10 protein-coding genes, 1 other RNA gene and 1 pseudogene are annotated in these 14,688 nt (G+C 68.4%); 7 read left to right on the top strand and 5 right to left on the bottom strand.

Annotated elements, in window-relative coordinates:
• Window positions 1-38: 38 nt before the first annotated feature.
• A complete protein-coding gene (locus ACJ8AT_RS20215) occupies window positions 39-1,295 on the bottom strand; it encodes an MFS transporter (RefSeq protein WP_407739404.1) in 1,257 nt (418 codons plus the stop codon).
• Window positions 1,296-1,407: 112 nt separating this feature from the next.
• Here ACJ8AT_RS20215 and ACJ8AT_RS20210 point away from each other — a divergent pair, with 112 nt between their 5' ends.
• Both ACJ8AT_RS20210 and ACJ8AT_RS20205 read left to right on the top strand, forming a co-directional pair.
• Window positions 1,408-2,025, top strand: coding sequence for a nucleoside deaminase (locus tag ACJ8AT_RS20210; RefSeq protein WP_407739403.1), 618 nt, complete (start codon window positions 1,408-1,410; stop codon window positions 2,023-2,025).
• Window positions 2,026-2,079: 54 nt separating this feature from the next.
• Window positions 2,080-2,982 carry a LysR family transcriptional regulator gene (locus ACJ8AT_RS20205; RefSeq protein ID WP_407739402.1) on the top strand — a complete coding sequence of 301 codons (903 nt, stop codon included), beginning with the start codon at window positions 2,080-2,082 and terminating at the stop codon, window positions 2,980-2,982.
• Between the two features lie 48 nt (window positions 2,983-3,030).
• Here ACJ8AT_RS20205 and ACJ8AT_RS20200 read toward each other — a convergent pair whose 3' ends face one another.
• Both ACJ8AT_RS20200 and ACJ8AT_RS20195 read right to left on the bottom strand, forming a co-directional pair.
• On the bottom strand, window positions 3,031-3,987 hold the full coding sequence (locus ACJ8AT_RS20200) for a TolB family protein (protein WP_407739401.1): 957 nt from the start codon (window positions 3,985-3,987) through the stop codon (window positions 3,031-3,033).
• A 56-nt stretch (window positions 3,988-4,043) separates the two neighbouring features.
• Window positions 4,044-6,479: a helicase-related protein gene (locus tag ACJ8AT_RS20195; RefSeq protein WP_407739400.1), complete on the bottom strand. Its 2,436-nt coding sequence runs from the start codon at window positions 6,477-6,479 to the stop codon at window positions 4,044-4,046.
• 147 nt (window positions 6,480-6,626) lie between these two features.
• Here ACJ8AT_RS20195 and ACJ8AT_RS20190 point away from each other — a divergent pair, with 147 nt between their 5' ends.
• Window positions 6,627-8,060, top strand: a complete 1,434-nt coding sequence (locus tag ACJ8AT_RS20190; RefSeq protein WP_407739399.1) for a serine hydrolase — start codon at window positions 6,627-6,629, stop codon at window positions 8,058-8,060.
• 81 nt (window positions 8,061-8,141) lie between these two features.
• Here ACJ8AT_RS20190 and ACJ8AT_RS20185 read toward each other — a convergent pair.
• Window positions 8,142-8,411, bottom strand: a pseudogene (locus ACJ8AT_RS20185) (LysR family transcriptional regulator); the annotation flags it as partial.
• Window positions 8,412-8,632: 221 nt separating this feature from the next.
• Between ACJ8AT_RS20185 and ACJ8AT_RS20180 the strand changes: the two are divergent.
• Window positions 8,633-9,139: a hypothetical protein gene (locus tag ACJ8AT_RS20180; RefSeq protein WP_407739398.1), complete on the top strand. Its 507-nt coding sequence runs from the start codon at window positions 8,633-8,635 to the stop codon at window positions 9,137-9,139.
• 113 nt (window positions 9,140-9,252) lie between these two features.
• On the opposite strand, the gene ssrA is transcribed toward ACJ8AT_RS20180, so the two are convergent.
• Window positions 9,253-9,613: a transfer-messenger RNA gene (gene ssrA, locus ACJ8AT_RS20175) on the bottom strand.
• Window positions 9,614-9,801: 188 nt separating this feature from the next.
• On the opposite strand from ssrA, the gene ACJ8AT_RS20170 reads away from it, so the two are divergent.
• Genes ACJ8AT_RS20170 through ACJ8AT_RS20160 form a run of 3 tightly spaced genes read left to right on the top strand, consistent with a single transcriptional unit; the run spans window position 9,802 to window position 14,683 of the window.
• Entirely contained in the window at window positions 9,802-11,148 is a 1,347-nt protein-coding gene (locus ACJ8AT_RS20170; RefSeq protein ID WP_407739397.1) for a M16 family metallopeptidase, read from the top strand.
• On the top strand, window positions 11,148-12,767 hold the full coding sequence (locus ACJ8AT_RS20165; RefSeq protein WP_407739439.1) for a M16 family metallopeptidase: 1,620 nt from the start codon (window positions 11,148-11,150) through the stop codon (window positions 12,765-12,767). The genes ACJ8AT_RS20170 and ACJ8AT_RS20165 overlap by 1 nt, the downstream gene beginning before the upstream one ends.
• A gap of 41 nt (window positions 12,768-12,808) precedes the next feature.
• Window positions 12,809-14,683: an OmpA family protein gene (locus tag ACJ8AT_RS20160; RefSeq protein ID WP_407739396.1), complete on the top strand. Its 1,875-nt coding sequence runs from the start codon at window positions 12,809-12,811 to the stop codon at window positions 14,681-14,683.
• The last annotated feature ends 5 nt before the right edge of the window (window positions 14,684-14,688 follow it).

The raw sequence follows: 14,688 nt of genomic DNA, 5'->3' as shown, positions 1-14,688 counted from the left end.
CGCGCCTTACCATGTGGGCCTGAAGGCCAACAGTGCCCTTACCCCTCCTTGGCGCCCTGCTGGCCTCGACGCAGCAGCAGCAGGCCGGCCACCGTCACGAAGGCCGCGGCGGACACCGCGAGCGACGTGTGAGTGTTGGTGACGCTCCCCAGGAGCCCCACCGTCACGCCACTGAACGCCCGCAACCCCGAGGCCGACATGCTGAAGAGCCCCAGCACGCGGCCGCGGATGGTGTCCGGCGCATTCATCTGCACGAGGGCCTGGGTCATGCTGCTGAAGGAGAGCTCCAGGAACCCGGCCATGAAGAGCACGACAATCGCCGCCGGATACGAGCGCATGAACGAAAACGTGAAGAGCGCGCAGCCCCACAGCAACGCAATCTTCATCGCGGAAGCGGGCGCCGTGCGCAGCCACGTCCCCCGCGTCTCGAGCAGAACGCCCGCGAGCAGTGCCCCCGCCGCATCCGCGCCCAGCAGGAGCGTATAGGCCGTGCCCGGGTCTCCATGGCCCAGGTCATGCGCGAAGCCCGGCATCTGCGCCTGGTAGCTGTTGCCGATGAAGAAGGAGGCCGCCCCCGCCAGCAGCACCATGGCCGCGACCACGGGCATCTCGCGCACCTCGCGCAGGGTCTGGACAATGTCGGCGAAGCCTCGGACGGCCCGCTTGGGGCCTGTCGTCACCCCACGGAAGTGCCGGCCATAGGGCGCGCTCATCAGCCAGAGCAGCAGGGGCAGATAGAACACCGTGTTGACGAAGATGCCCTGGGTGGGCCCGAGCGTCCGCATGATGAGGCTGCCCACGCCGGGGCCCACCAGGACGCCGAGATACCGCGCCGTCGCGTTCAGGCGGACCGCGCTGGCGAGGACGCCGGGCCCCACGATGTCGTAGAGCAGCATCTGGCTGGAGGTGCTCCACAGGACGCCCGCGCATCCATGAATCGTGAGGAGAACCATCGCGTGCCACAGCCGCAGCGAGTCCGTGACGAAGAAGTATCCCCACCCCACGGAGGCGGTGATGAAGAGCACCATCCCCGCCTGGATGAGGCGCCTGGAATCGAACCGGTCATTGAGCGCTCCCACCGGCACCGAGAACATCAGGAACGGCAGCCAGTGGGACACCACCGCGAACCCTCCCAGCGCCGCCGAGTGGAATTTCTGGAACGCCACCCAGTAGCTGATCACGTGCTCGATGTTGTCGGCCATCATCGCCAACATGAACGTGAGCAGGAAGGTTCGATAACCGGGGGCGCGGAGCGCGCTCGAATCAGGGGGGGCGGCGGCGGCAACGGAGGTCATGGATGTTCACGCACAGGTGAGCTGGAGGCCCACCTTACTTGAGCCTGCACCTTCACCTCACTTCTTGAGTATGTACTGCCCGGAAGACCGAGCACCCTCGGCAGGAGCGACCATGAACGCCGCACACCCCTTCGCCTCACACGTGCACGCGCAGCTGCCCGACTGGCTGCTGAGAGAGCTGCCCACGTACAACACGCTCTTGCCCACCGCCGAGGAGCGCGTCCGTCTCACCCACAGGCTCGCCGCGCGCAATTACAAGGAAGGCAACGGAGGGCCGTTCGCGGCGCTCGTCGTCGACCCTGCGACGGGCGAGCTGCTCTCCCTCGGCGTCAACGTGGTGTTGAGCTCGGGCCTCTCCTCCGTGCATGCGGAGGTCATGGCGCTCTCGCTGGCTCAGACACGCCTGGGCGCGTGGGATCTGGGCTCGGCGGGCGGGCGCGAGCTCGAGCTCGTCGTCAACTGGCGCCCGTGCACGATGTGCTACGGCGCGCTCATCTGGTCGGGCGTCAAGCACCTGCTCATCGCCGGAGAGGGCCCGGAGTGCGAAGCGCTCACCGGCTTCGACGAAGGCCCCATGCCCACGCACTGGAGAGCCGAGCTCGAGCGCCGCGGAATCCGCGTCACCTCCGGAGTCCTGCGCGAGGAGGCGATCGCCGTCTTCGCTGACTACGGCCGCTCGGGCTCGCTCGTCTACAACGCTCGCGGAACTGGCTCGCGCAGGCAGGACTGAGCGCGGCGTTTCGCCTGAGTCCTTGGAATTATTGGTAAGCTCTACTTCATAACCATGAACGCGGCTCCTTTTCCACAGCTCCAGGTGTTCCTCGCTGTGGCGCGCCTGCACAGCTTCAGCGGCGCGGCGCGCGAGCTCGGCGTCTCCACCTCCGCGGTGAGCCAGGCGGTGCGGCAGCTCGAGGAGCAGTTGCGCGTGGTGCTGCTCACCCGCACGACGCGCAGCGTGTCGCTGACGGATGCAGGCAGGCGGCTGGTGGAGAGCGCGGGCCCGGCGCTGAGACAGGCGCTCGCCGCCCTCACCGAGGTCTCCGCCCAGCCGGGAGAGACGGTGGGCCGGGTCCGGCTGTCGGTGCCGCGGGCCGCGGTGCCCTACGTCATCGCCCCGGTGGTGCCCACCTTTCGCGAGCGTCACCCACGGGTGGAGGTGGAGGTCGCCGTCGAGGAGCGCTTCGTGGACATCGTGGCCGAGGGCTACGACGCGGGCGTGCGGCTGAGCGAGGCCATTGAGCGCGACATGGTGCAGGTGCGCCTCACCGACGCCTTCCGCTTCGTGGTGGTGGGCGCGCCGGACTACCTGGCGCGCCACGGTACGCCCCAGCGCCCCGAGGAGCTGCTGCGCCACGAGTGCATCACCCTGCGCATACGGACCACCGGGACGCTCTACGCCTGGGAGCTGGAGCGGGACCGCAGGAGCTGGCGCGTGCCGGTGCGTGGGGGCGTGGTCACCAACGACAGCCAGCTGATGGTATCCCTGGCGGAGCAGGGCGTGGGGCTGGCGTACGCCTTCGAGCCCATGGTGGCGCAGCAGCTGCGCGAGGGGCGGCTGCGGCGGGTGCTCGAGTCCTACGCGCCCACGGTCCCGGGCTTCTTCCTCTACTTCCCCAGCCGGGCGCAGCTCTCCCCAGCGCTGCGCCTCTTCGTGGACGCGGCCAGGGAGCTGCTGCGGAAGGCTTAGGGTGAGCTCGGCGCGTTGTTGGCGCCCTTGAGCGTGCCGTTCTGGGGGTTAGAACCAGGTCAGCCGCCTGAACGCGTTGACGCGGCCCAGGGTAGAGCTGCTCTGGGCGTCGTCGTCGAGCGGCCACACGCTGGCGTCGTTGCGCAGCTCGGTGGGGCCGCCAGCGACGGGGACCACCGCGAGGGCGGAGTAGAAGGTGGTCTCGAAGGTGCCGAACGAGGTGCACGCGACCGAATCGCCGTCGGGGGAGAAGGCCGGAGACGATTCCTCCTTGTCACCGCTGGTGAGCTGCCGCAGGCCGGTGCCGTCGAGGCCCATCGTCCAGATGTGCGAGGCGAGCACGAACGCGAGCTGCTTGCCGTCCCGGCTCACCGCCACCTGGCGTGGGTCGGCCAGGCCGTTGTCGAGCCGGGTCATCGCGGTGAAGGCGGCGTTGGAGACGTAGAGGCCGGCCGCCGTGGGGGTGTTGGTCGGCCCGTCCGATGCCACGGCGATCGTCCCCGCCGCCACGATGCGCCCGTCCGGAGTCCACGAAGGATCGAAGACGCCCTTCAGGTTCGCGACGATCGTGCCATCGGGCTGCATGATCACAGTGCCGTTGGTCGCGTTGAGCTTCGGGGTGAAGCCGCGGGGGTAGTAGGTGAAGGCGATGAGCTTCCCGTCGGGCGACGGCACCGGGTTGAAGTCCCCCACCGCCGGGCCGGGCTCGAGGACCTTCGTCCGCCGCGTGCCCGCGGTGTCGCCGATCACGATCTGGTACGGCGCGGAGATCGAGTCCGCGTAGACGTAGACGAGATCGCCGTTGGGGAAGCGCCCCGGTGACGAGCCATTGAGGAGCTTGGCGTCCTTGTGGGCGTCGAAGTCGTACTGGTGGATGTCGTCCGGCGCGCCATAGACCAGCTTGCCCGAAGCGCCGGCCGCGCCTCCGCCGCCTCCGCAGGCCAGACCGAGCGCGCCCGCCACGGCCAGCGCCGTGAGGTGAAAGAACATTTGTCGTCGATGCATGGCGCGGATTGGAGCACAGAAGCGCCGGCCTCGCGAGAACCCGCCGCGAGCGAGCACTACCCCTGAGCGCCACCCTCCCCGGCCCCGCTGCGCCGAGGCTTCGGGTGCGCGCCCGCATGAGCCGGTGGCCCAGGGGCTCCACGCTGGCCAGGAGCTGTCCCTGGCGCCTTGCCTCCCCGCCGTCGCCGCCGCCTCTTCGACGGAGCGCCCGGCCCCCCGAGCGCGCGCAGCACCCGCGTGCGAACACCGCTCTCCAGACGCAGCTCTTGCAGGAGCGTGTGCACCTGCCGAGCCCCGTTCGGGTGGCGCAGCGCCTCGCTGAGCCGCTCGACGATGTCGATCCTCAACGCCACGCCACCGAGCACCTCATACCCGAAGGCGCGCGCATTCCGGCCGCCCAGCTCGGAGAGCTCGAGCACCGGCTCTCCCGGCACGCCCGGGGGTGAAGGGCTCTGCTGGAACAGGGCCGTCAGCATGCAGCGCCGCTCCAGCGCGGGCGGTGAGAGCGCCTCGGCGACGTAGAGGAAGCGCTGTCCCTCGCGGACACCCAGCGAGCTCAAGCGCTCACGGGCCTCCTCGTCCAGGAGCCGCCACTGCTCGTGCGCCTCCCCTCGGGAGATCACTCCCAGGCCTTCGGCCAGACGGTAGGCAAGGCCCCGCAGCGCCGGGGAGCGATCCGCTCCGGTGAGGGCCTCGGCTGGAAAGCCCCCCATGGCTTCGGTGACGAGATCCCTCGCCAGCGCCACCAGCCGGCGCTCGAGCTGCCGCCGCGCGCCTCCGGTCCACACCTCGGGTTCTGCCAGCGCGATCTGCGGCGAGCGCCGATCCTTGCCTCGAACCAGCCGGGCCAGCGGCTGCCCTTCGAACGAGATGCTTCCGGACGCTTCCACCTGGAAGCCGTCATGCGTCGCGTCGACGACCTGCTGGACGAACTGCTCCTCGGTCACGGCGCCGTCAGCGCCTGGAACCTCCCCCAGCAGTTGCCCCAGCTTGGCAAAGGGGCTGTCCGACCCGGCAGGAGGGTGTGCGGCGGCTCTCACGAAGCGGCGTGCGCTCCTGCGCGCGGCCCGCTGCACGAAGCGCTCCACGAGCCGCTCATGCAGGGCATCGCCCAGCGCGTCCTCGATGTGGCGGGTGCGCTCCTGCCACTGCTCGGCGTCGTGGAGCCAGCTCGACCGATGGCTGATGTACGTCCAGATGCGGATGGCCGCCAGCCGGTCCATCAGCGTGTGGATGTCCCCGGAGACATCATCGAGCGGCGACACCTGCTTGGTCAGCCACGCCTGTTCCAGCTTCCCGTCCCCCGCGGTGAGCTGAAGGAAGGTCTCCCGCAAGAGCGCGACATGCTGACCGAACAGGCCCTTGCGGAAATCCGGAATCTGGCAGACCTGCCACAGCAGCTCGACCATGGCGCGGCCGGTGGCCACCTCGCGAACGGCGGGAACGTGCGACAGCTCCCGGAGCGCATCGAAGTCATCCGCGCGCTCCACCCGGATAAAGGCATTGTGGCGAGGGGCTCGCGACAGCGAATCCAGCAGCGCCTCCGGGCTGGAGAAATCGAGCGCCTCATTGCGCCAGATGAGGCTGCGGACCGACGGGAACCGGTGTGACTCGATGGCCGTAACCACGCGCGGAGACAGCTCAGGGAGCGTGTTCAGGGTGCCGAAGCTGCCGTCATTCAAGTGGCGCCCGGCGCGGCCTGCAATCTGGGCCAGCTCGTCCGGGAAGAGCTCTCGCTGCTCAGCGCCGTCGTACTTGGAGAGCGCGGCGAAGGCCACGTGGTTGAGATCGAGGTTCAGCCCCATGCCAATGGCATCGGTGGCCACGAGGTACTGAACCTCCCCGGCCTGGTACATGGCCACCTGGGCATTGCGCGTCCTCGGGGAGAGCGCGCCCAGCACCACGGCCACCCCGCCTCGGAGGCGGCGCAGCGCTTCAGCGAGCTCATACACGCGGTCCGCGGAGAACGCGACCACGGCCGAGCGCGGAGGAAGGCTCTTGAGGGAGCGGCGCCCGGAGTAGCGAAGCTGGGAGAGGCGGGTGGCGCGCTTGACGGAGGCATGGGGGATGAGCGTCTGGAGCATGGGCCGCATCGTGTCGGCGCCGAGGAACCAGGTCTCCTTGCGCCCCCGCGCATGGAGCAAGCGATCGGTGAAGATGTGCCCGCGTTCGCGGTGGGCAGCGAGCTGGATCTCATCCACGGCGAGGAAGTCGACCGCCCGGTCGGTCGGCATCGCCTCGACGGTGCAGATCCAATAATCGGGGCGGGGCGGCAGGCGCTTCTCCTCCCCCGTCATCAGAGCGACGCGCCCCTCGCCCACCCGAGCGGTCACCCGGTCGTAGACTTCGCGAGCGAGCAGGCGCAGGGGCAGCCCGATGATGCCCGACTCATGCTCGAGCATGCGCTCGATGGCACGGTGGGTCTTCCCTGTGTTCGTGGGCCCCAGCTCCGCCACGACGACGGACGGTCGGCTGGATGGGCTGGAGTTCATTGGCGAAGTCTAACCCCAAGCACCGCCCTCCGCGTCCCACTCTGCCCCCACACGCCCGGGAGCGTCTCCCTGGCCTGCTCCGAGGCATGGCTGCTCTGCGGGCACCCGAGCGACGGTGTAGCATCCGCCGATCAGGTCCAACCCACCATGAAGAGTGAGATGAAAAGACCCATCAGCCTGACTGTTCTCGTTCTCGCCTTGTCGGTCTTTCTTTCGCCGCAGGCCTACGGAGCCCCAGACTCGCGCCCTCCTCCCACGAACGCGCTCGCGGAGAAGGTCGACAGCGTGATGGCGCCATGGAGCCGAGGCGAGACGCCGGGCGCGGCCATCATTGTCATTCAAGATGGGCGAATCGTCTTGAAGAAGGGCTATGGCCTGGCCAACCTCGCAAGCAAGAAGCCCATCGAGCCGGACACGGCCTTCCTGCTCGGCTCTGTCACCAAGCAGTTCACGGCCATGGCGGTCATGATGCTGGCCGAGCGCGGCAAGCTGAAGTACGACGATCCGCTGTCCAAGTTCTTCCCCGAGTTTCCGCCCTACGCGCAGAAGATCACCGTCAGCCACCTGCTCCATCACACAGCGGGCTTTCCGGAATACGAAGACCTCTTTCTGGAGAGCGGCAAGCTCGACAAAGACTATCCGCGGTCGGCGAAGACCCCACGGAGCAGCTTCGAGCCGATCTCCAGGGACGCCCTCGCCATCCTCGCCCGGGTGAAAGCGCCGCGCTTTGCTCCCGGCGAGCAGTATGAGTACAGCAACTCCAACTACGTCATCCTGGCGCAGCTCGTCGAGAAAGTGTCGGGGCAGTCCTTCGCGCAGTTCCTCCGGCAGAACATCTTCCAGCCGCTCGGAATGAACCGGACGCTCTTGTATGACGAGACGCGGCCCAAGGTTCAAAACGTCGCCACCAGCTACACGTTGGAGCACGGCGTCTACCGCGACATCGACTACACCCCGCTGAATGCCATCTACGGCGAGGACAACATCTTCACGACGGTCGAGGACATGTCCAAATGGGACCAAGCGCTCTACACCGAGAAGCTGGTGAAGGCCGCGACGCTCCAAGCGGCGTTCACGCCGGGGAAGTTGAATAACGGCAACGCCATCGGCTACGGGTTCGGCTGGAAGCTCAAGGAACTCCTCGGCCTCCACGCGGTCGCGCACGGCGGTGCGTGGGTTGGCTTCAGGACGCAGATCCTGCGCTTCCCGGATCAGCACTTCACGGTGGTCGTGCTTGGCAACCTGCATCAACTCGGCGTGGACGACATTGCAGCCAGGATCAGCAAGCTCTACCTGGCCGACAAAATGACGTGGCCCACCGCCATTCCAGTCGCGCCCGAGGCGATGCAGAGATGCGTTGGCCAGTATGCGCTCGGCCCCGGCTTCATCGTCGAAGTCAGCCTGGAGAAGAATGACTTGTGGTTCAAGATGCCGGACGGAACGAGAGGGAAGCTGCTGCCGGAATCCACGACGAAGTATTTCCTCGTGGGCCGAGAAGAAGAACAGGTGACGTTCAACCTGGACGAGAAAGGCAACACCGTGAGCCTCTCCGGTTTCGGGCACACCCTGAGAAAGCAATGAACCGGGTTGAAGCCCGGTCCGAGCGCCCTTGTCCTTCTTGGTCGGGCTCAGACGAGCGGGCGAAGCGCCTCCTCCAGCCTCGATGCGCAGCGTGCCCTGGGGCGTATCGCGAGACTCGCTCAGCGCCCGGTTCACCTCCCGAGCCTCGGCGACCAGGCGAGCACACTCCGCGTGGTACTGCCGCCCCACCTCGGTGAGCCGCAGCCTGCGCGTGTTGCGCTCGAGCAGGCGTGTGCCCAGCCGCTCCTCGAGCGCCGCGAGCCGGCGGCTCACCGTGGACTTGCGCAGGCCCAGGCGCTGCGCGGCGGCGGTGATGCCGCCTGCCGTGACGAGCTCGGCGAAGAGCAGCATGTCATCCAGCAGCGGAGGGCTCGGGGACACGGCGCGAGCCTATGTGCCATGCGAGCGGAGCGCGAGCCCTCCGGGAGGGCGCTTGACGTGTCGGCTGATCGCGTTCTACGACTCCCCTGCACCTGCTTGAAGCTCGAGATTCCACCTCAAGGGGCGAGGGGAACTCCCGGACAGTTGACGCGGGTCCAGCCGCAGCCCTGCCCCGACAGCTGGAGTGACCCATGCAGCTCACGCACATCCTGACCCCCGACGAGGTGCAGGCGCTCGTCACCGGCTATGCCGAGAACCGCGCCGCCCTCGCCAACTTCGCGAAGAAGCAGGCCTCTGCGGAGCTGTATCCCCCCGGAGCGGCGTTGATGAACGCCCTGGTCGACACCTTCTACGTCCAGGGTTCTCCTCCGGTGGCGCCGCCCACGATCCTCAGTGGCAAGGACCGCGAGCGCAGCATCATCTCGATCCTGGCGTCCCACTCGGCCAGCCTGCCGCTGGCGATCCACTTCTACTGGGGCCTGGGGGAAGGACTCACCGTCGCCGAGCTGGCCGAGCACCTGGTGCTGGTGGGAGGGTACGCCGGCATGGACTGCTACACCGGCGGCATGGGAACGCTGCGCACGACGCTGACTGCGCTGAAGGGCCTGTTCCAGGACGGCATCCACCCGGTCGATCCGATCACGGCGCTGGGCGCCATCCAGAGCGCGTTCTCGCTCCCGAAGCCGAACCCGTCGTAGGTGGCAGCGCCGAAGACCGCGGGCCGCATGTGGACATCCGGCTGGGCCTGGCGGCCTCGGGCGAAAAAGAAAACCCCGTGGCACCTTGGTGGCGCCACGGGGCTCGGTGCTGCTTGGAGGCGGCGGGAATCGAACCCGCGTCCGAAAGCCTTCCGCCCTTCGACCCTACGTGCGTAGTCCGCGCTTTGCTACGTCCCGAAGGCTCCCACGGACGGGATCCTCCGAGCCGGTCCTGGAAAGATCTCGCCACCTCGGGCCCAGGCACCCTCGGCAGCCAGCCCGCATTATGACGGTCCTGCCCCGCCCCACGGGCCGAGAGCGGGAGGACCGCGCGCTAAGAACTGTTGTTAGGCAGCCAGCGCGAGCTCAACGTTGTCGTTGGCTTTTGTGTCTTTGTCAGCGGTTTTACGAGTCACTAACAAGCTCGGCACGCGTCTCGGGCTTCTATGCCCCCGTCGAAACCAGGTCGCCCCCTTTTCGTTCGACGCTTCTACGTTAACCGCTGACGGGGGCGCGTCAATCCTCCTGACCACCTGTCCCCCCCGTCTCCCACACGATCCCCAACACATCGGCTCATACCTGCCTCCCCACCAGGGGGGCTGGCGCCGTAGGGTGCCCTCCCCGCCGGGTTGTCCTCCCTCTCCGGCCCATGAGGTCACCGCATGCACAGACTCTTCCCACTCCTGCTGCTCCTGCTGAGCGCGGCCCTCCCCGCCGCCGCTCAACCGAGCGCCGAGACCTTCCCCTACCCGCTCAAAGTCGATCGGCTGCCCAACGGCCTCACCGTCGTGCGCGTGCCGTTCCGCTCGCCGGGGCTCGTGGCGTACTACACCGTGGTGCGCGTGGGCTCGCGCAACGAGGTGGAGCCCGGCAAGACGGGCTTCGCTCACTTCTTCGAGCACATGATGTTCAAGGGCACGAAGAAGCACCCCGAGGGCGAGCGCGACCGCATCGTCGCCAGCTACGGCTACGACGACAACGCCTTCACCACGGACGACTTCACCGTGTACCACGCCTACGGTCCCTCCTCGGGCCTGGACGCGCTCATCGAGCTGGAGGCGGACCGCTTCCGCAACCTCGAGTACGCCGAGCCCTCGTTCCGCACGGAGGCGCTCGCGGTGCTCGGCGAGTACCACAAGAACGAGGCGCACCCGGAGCTGAAGATGGAGGAGAACCTCCTGGGCACCGCCTTCAAGGAGCACCCCTACCGGCACACCACGCTCGGCTTCTACGAGGACATCAAGGCCATGCCCGAGGCCTATGCGTACAGCCGCTCCTTCTTCGAGCGCTGGTACACCCCGGACAACACCCTGCTCTTCATCGTCGGAGACTTCGATGACGCGGCCGTCATGAAGCAGATCCGCGAGCAGTACGGCCCCTGGGAGCGCAAGCAGGCCAACGTCCCCATCCCCACCGAGCCGCCCCAGAAGGAGAAGCGCACCACCCACCTCGATTGGCCCTCGAGCACCCTGCCCCGCCATGTGCTCGCCTGGCACACGCCCGCGGCGACCCTCACCACCCCGAGCGCCGCGATCCAGTCCGTGCTCGCCGCCTACCTCGTGGGCACCACCAGCCCGCTCTACAAGGAGCTCGTCCTCGAGAAGCAGCTCGCGGAGTCCATCGGCAACGAGTCGTACCCGCACCGGGATCCGTCTCTCTTCACCCTCAGCGCCACCCTCAAGTCCGAGCAGAGCCGCAGCACCGTGGACACCGCGTTCACCCGCGCCGTGCAGGAGCTGGCCTCCGGCAAGGTGGACGCCGCCCGCGTGAAGGCCATCCAGAGCAACCTCCGCTACGGCCTGCTCATGGACCTGGAGTCTCCCGACGACGTGGCCGGGCAGCTCGCCTGGTACGCCGGCGTCTTTGGCACTCCGGACGGCCTCTCCCACCACCTGCAGAACGTCGCCAAGGTCCAGCCTGATCAGCTCGTCTCCTTCGCCAAGCGGTACCTCGTCGACACCAACCTCACCGTCCTCACCCTCACGCCGGCCGACGGAGGCAAGCCGTGATGACTCCCTTCACCCGAACCGCCCTTGCTGTCGCCTCCGCGCTGTGGCTCGGCGCCTGCGCCAGCGCGCCCCAGCCCACGCCTACCCCCGAGCAGCCTCCCGCGCCCGCCCAGCCGCCTCCGACTCCTGCGCGGGCCCAGGCTCCCGCGGCGCCGCTGCCCCCCGTGCCGGCCGTGCCGTTGAAGCAGCCCGAGCCCATGCAGCTCGTCGTCCAGGCCACTCCCGAGAACCCCATCGTCAGCTTCCGGCTCGTCTTCCACTCCGGCTCCGTGGACGACCCGAAGGGCAAGGAGGGCCTCACCGCGCTCACCGCCCACCTGCTCGCGGAGGGGGGAACTCAGAAGCTCACCTCCGCTCAGCTGCTCGAGGTCCTCTTCCCCATGGCCGCCGAGCTGGAGGTCTTCCCGGACAAGGAGTTCACCACCTTCTCCGGCCGCGTCCACAAGGACTTCCTGCCCCGCTTCCTGGAGATCTTCACCGACGTGCTGCTCGCGCCCCGGTACGATCCCAGCGAGTTCGAGCGCCTGCGCACCGACGCGCTCAACACCATCCGCAACCAGCTGCGCACCGAGAACGACGAAAAGCTTGGCCAGGTCGCGCTCGATGCGCTCCTCTACCGCGGCCACCCGTACGAGCACTTCGTGGGCGGCACCGTGCAGGGGCTCCAGGCCATCACGCTCGATGACGTGAAGGCCCACGCCCGCCGCGTCTTCAGCCAGGATCGGCTCGTCGTCGGGCTGGCCGGCTCCGTGGATGACGCCCTGAAGAAGTCCGTCACCTCTCGCCTGTCCGCGCTGCCCGCCACCGGCGCGCCCCGCGTGGAGCTGCCTCCCGTGCCCGTCGTGCCCGGCCGGGCGATCGTCATCCAGAAGCCCACGCTCTCCACCGCCGTCTCCATGGGCTACGTGACGCCGATGCGCCGAGGCGATCCGGACTTCTTCCCGGTGGCCTTCGCGCTCTCGTACCTGGGCGAGCACCGCCAGTCCCACGGTGTGCTCTTCCAGGAGCTGCGCGAGCTGCGCGGCCTCAACTACGGCGACTACGCCTATGCCGAGCACTTCATCGAGCAGCCGGGCACCACCTACAACCGCACCAACATCGGCCGCACCCAGCAGGATCTCACCCTGTGGCTGCGCCCCGTGGTCCCCGCCAACGCCGTGTTCGCCACGCACGGCGCCGTCTACTACCTGGATCAGCTCGTGCGCGAGGGCATGCCTCGCGACCGGTTCGAGCTCGTCCGCGGCTTCCTCATGAACTACACGCGGCTGTGGGAGCAGACGGATCAGCGCCGCCTGGGCTACGCCATCGACTCGCTCTTCTTCGGCACGCCCCACTTCCTCGAGGAGTACCGCAAGGCCCTCGGCGACATGACGCCCGAGTCCGTCCAGGAGGCCGTGCGCCGGCGCCTGCGCCCGGAGGCGCTCGACTTCGTCTTCGTCACCCAGGACGCGCCAGCCCTGGTCAGCACGCTGAAGGCCCAGACCGTCTCGCCGCTCGGCTACGCGTCCCCCAAGCCCGCGGACCTGCTCCAGGTGGACAAGGCCATCCTCCAGCATCCGATCCCTCTGAAACCGGACACGATCGAGCTGCTCCCCGCGAGCGCCTTCATGGAGCAGTAGCGATTTCTTTTTGATCGCCTGATCCGGGGTATAAGCGACCCATGCGAGGTCTGCTCCTCGAGCCCTCTCTCCGAGGGCTCCTGCGCCATGCCGCGATTCGCCTGGTGCTCGTGTGTGCGCTGGCTGGAAGCCTGACGGCCCGCGCCCACCACGATCCGTTCGAGCGTAGCTTCGATGCCGTCCCCGTGAAGGCCACCGCGGCCCAGGACAGTGGCATCGCGCTCGAGGGGGCTCGGCCCGCGCCCGTGGGGAGCAAGCGCGCCGCGCTGCTGCTGGATCTCAACCTGAGCATCCTCTCGCTCAAGCTGGGCGAGGAGCGGCTGGGAGATCTGATCCCCTACCGGCTGGATGCCCACGCCCTCTTCGCCTACCAGGTGCACCCTCGGGTGGAGCTGGGCGTGGACCTGCCCTTCACCCTGCTCCAGGGCGACAACTTCCAGCTGCTGCGCGACGCCCTGGCTGCTCCGGACTTCCCCGGCGCCGCCAGCGTGAGCCACTACGGGCTGGGGGATCTGCGCCTGCTTCCGCGCGTCAGCCTGCTGGATCCCGCACAGTTCCCCGTGGGGCTCGCCGTGGTGGGCGAGCTGAGGCTGCCCACGGGGGATGGCTACAGCTTCCTCGGCGAGCGCGCGGTGCTCTTCGCTCCTCGGCTCGCGGTGGAGCGCTCCTTCGGGCCGGTGCGGCTGCTCGGCAATGTGGGGTGGCGCTTCCGCTACCACGCCCAGTACCTCAACCTCCTCGTGGATGACGAGTTCACGCTCGGCGCGGGCGCGGTGGTGGACCTGCCGGACCTGGGGCGCTTCACCAACGTCCAGGCCCTGGCGGAGATGCACCTGTCCACTCCGTACTCCTCGCCCTTCAACTTCAGCCAGGCCGACTCCCTGAAGACTCCGTGGGAGGTGCTGGCGGGTGCTCGCACCCAGCTCCATGGCCCGTGGGGCCTGGCGCTCACCGTGGGCAGTGGCGTCGGCCTGCACGGCGGCTACGGCCGCGAGGCCTTCCGCGTCATGCTCGCCCTCTCCTACGAAGAGAGCGCGTCGGACTCGGACCACGACGGGGTGCCCGACAATCGCGACAAGTGCCCCAACGAGAAGGAGGACCTCGACGGCTTCCAGGATGACGACGGCTGCCCGGATCTCGACAACGACGGAGACAGCGTCCCCGACACCGAGGACCATTGCCCCAACATCGCCGGGCCCAAGGAGCTCAAGGGCTGCCCGGAGAACACGGACAGCGACGGCGACGGCATCCCCGATCACCTGGACACCTGCCCGGACAAGCCCGGCCCCAAGGAGTACGACGGCTGCCCGGATACCGACGGGGACGAGGTGCCCGACAACGAGGACGAGTGTCCGGACGTGTTCGGCCCGCCGGAGAACAACGGCTGCCCCTATGACGCGCCGCCGTACGTGGTCGTCGAGTCCGACCGCATCCGCATCAAGGGCAACATCCTCTTCGAGACCGGCCAGGCGAAGATCCGCAAGCAGTCGTACAAGCTGCTGGATGAGGTGGCCTTGGTGCTCGCCAAGAACCCCACGCTGGGCCCCATCCTCATCGAGGGCCACACGGACAACGTGGGTGCGCGCGCCCTCAACCTCGACCTGTCCAACCGCCGCGCCAGGGCGGTGTTGGAGTACCTCGTCGGCAAGGGTATCGACCGCAAGCGCCTGCGCTCGCAGGGCTTCGGCTTCGACCGGCCCATCACCACCAACGCGACGCCGCTGGGCCGCGCCAAGAACCGCCGCGTCGAGTTCCGCCTCGTGAAGTCCGAGGTGGAGACGCCGCCCCATGAGGTGCCCACGCCCTCGAATCCGCCCGCCGCTCCCAACGGCGCGGCGACGGAGACGAAGCCGGACACGAAGAAGGAGCCCGCTCCGGCGCAGGCCTCGCCGCCCGCGCCCCAGAAGCCTCACTGAGCCGC

It is taken from the genome of Hyalangium sp., assembly GCF_045802625.1.
Lineage (GTDB): Bacteria > Myxococcota > Myxococcia > Myxococcales > Myxococcaceae > Hyalangium.
Note: the sequence above shows the minus strand (reverse complement) of the source record. Positions and strands in the feature narration are given on the sequence as shown.

Coding starts and splice junctions, on each gene's coding strand:
- ACJ8AT_RS20190 (WP_407739399.1), top strand. CDS start 6,627: ATGAAGAGTGAGATGAAAAGACCCATCAGCCTGACTGTTCTCGTTCTC.
- ACJ8AT_RS20160 (WP_407739396.1), top strand. CDS start 12,809: ATGCGAGGTCTGCTCCTCGAGCCCTCTCTCCGAGGGCTCCTGCGCCAT.
- ACJ8AT_RS20180 (WP_407739398.1), top strand. CDS start 8,633: ATGCAGCTCACGCACATCCTGACCCCCGACGAGGTGCAGGCGCTCGTC.
- ACJ8AT_RS20165 (WP_407739439.1), top strand. CDS start 11,148: ATGACTCCCTTCACCCGAACCGCCCTTGCTGTCGCCTCCGCGCTGTGG.
- ACJ8AT_RS20205 (WP_407739402.1), top strand. CDS start 2,080: ATGAACGCGGCTCCTTTTCCACAGCTCCAGGTGTTCCTCGCTGTGGCG.
- ACJ8AT_RS20200 (WP_407739401.1), bottom strand. CDS start 3,987: ATGCATCGACGACAAATGTTCTTTCACCTCACGGCGCTGGCCGTGGCG.
- ACJ8AT_RS20215 (WP_407739404.1), bottom strand. CDS start 1,295: ATGACCTCCGTTGCCGCCGCCGCCCCCCCTGATTCGAGCGCGCTCCGC.
- ACJ8AT_RS20170 (WP_407739397.1), top strand. CDS start 9,802: ATGCACAGACTCTTCCCACTCCTGCTGCTCCTGCTGAGCGCGGCCCTC.
- ACJ8AT_RS20195 (WP_407739400.1), bottom strand. CDS start 6,479: ATGAACTCCAGCCCATCCAGCCGACCGTCCGTCGTCGTGGCGGAGCTG.
- ACJ8AT_RS20210 (WP_407739403.1), top strand. CDS start 1,408: ATGAACGCCGCACACCCCTTCGCCTCACACGTGCACGCGCAGCTGCCC.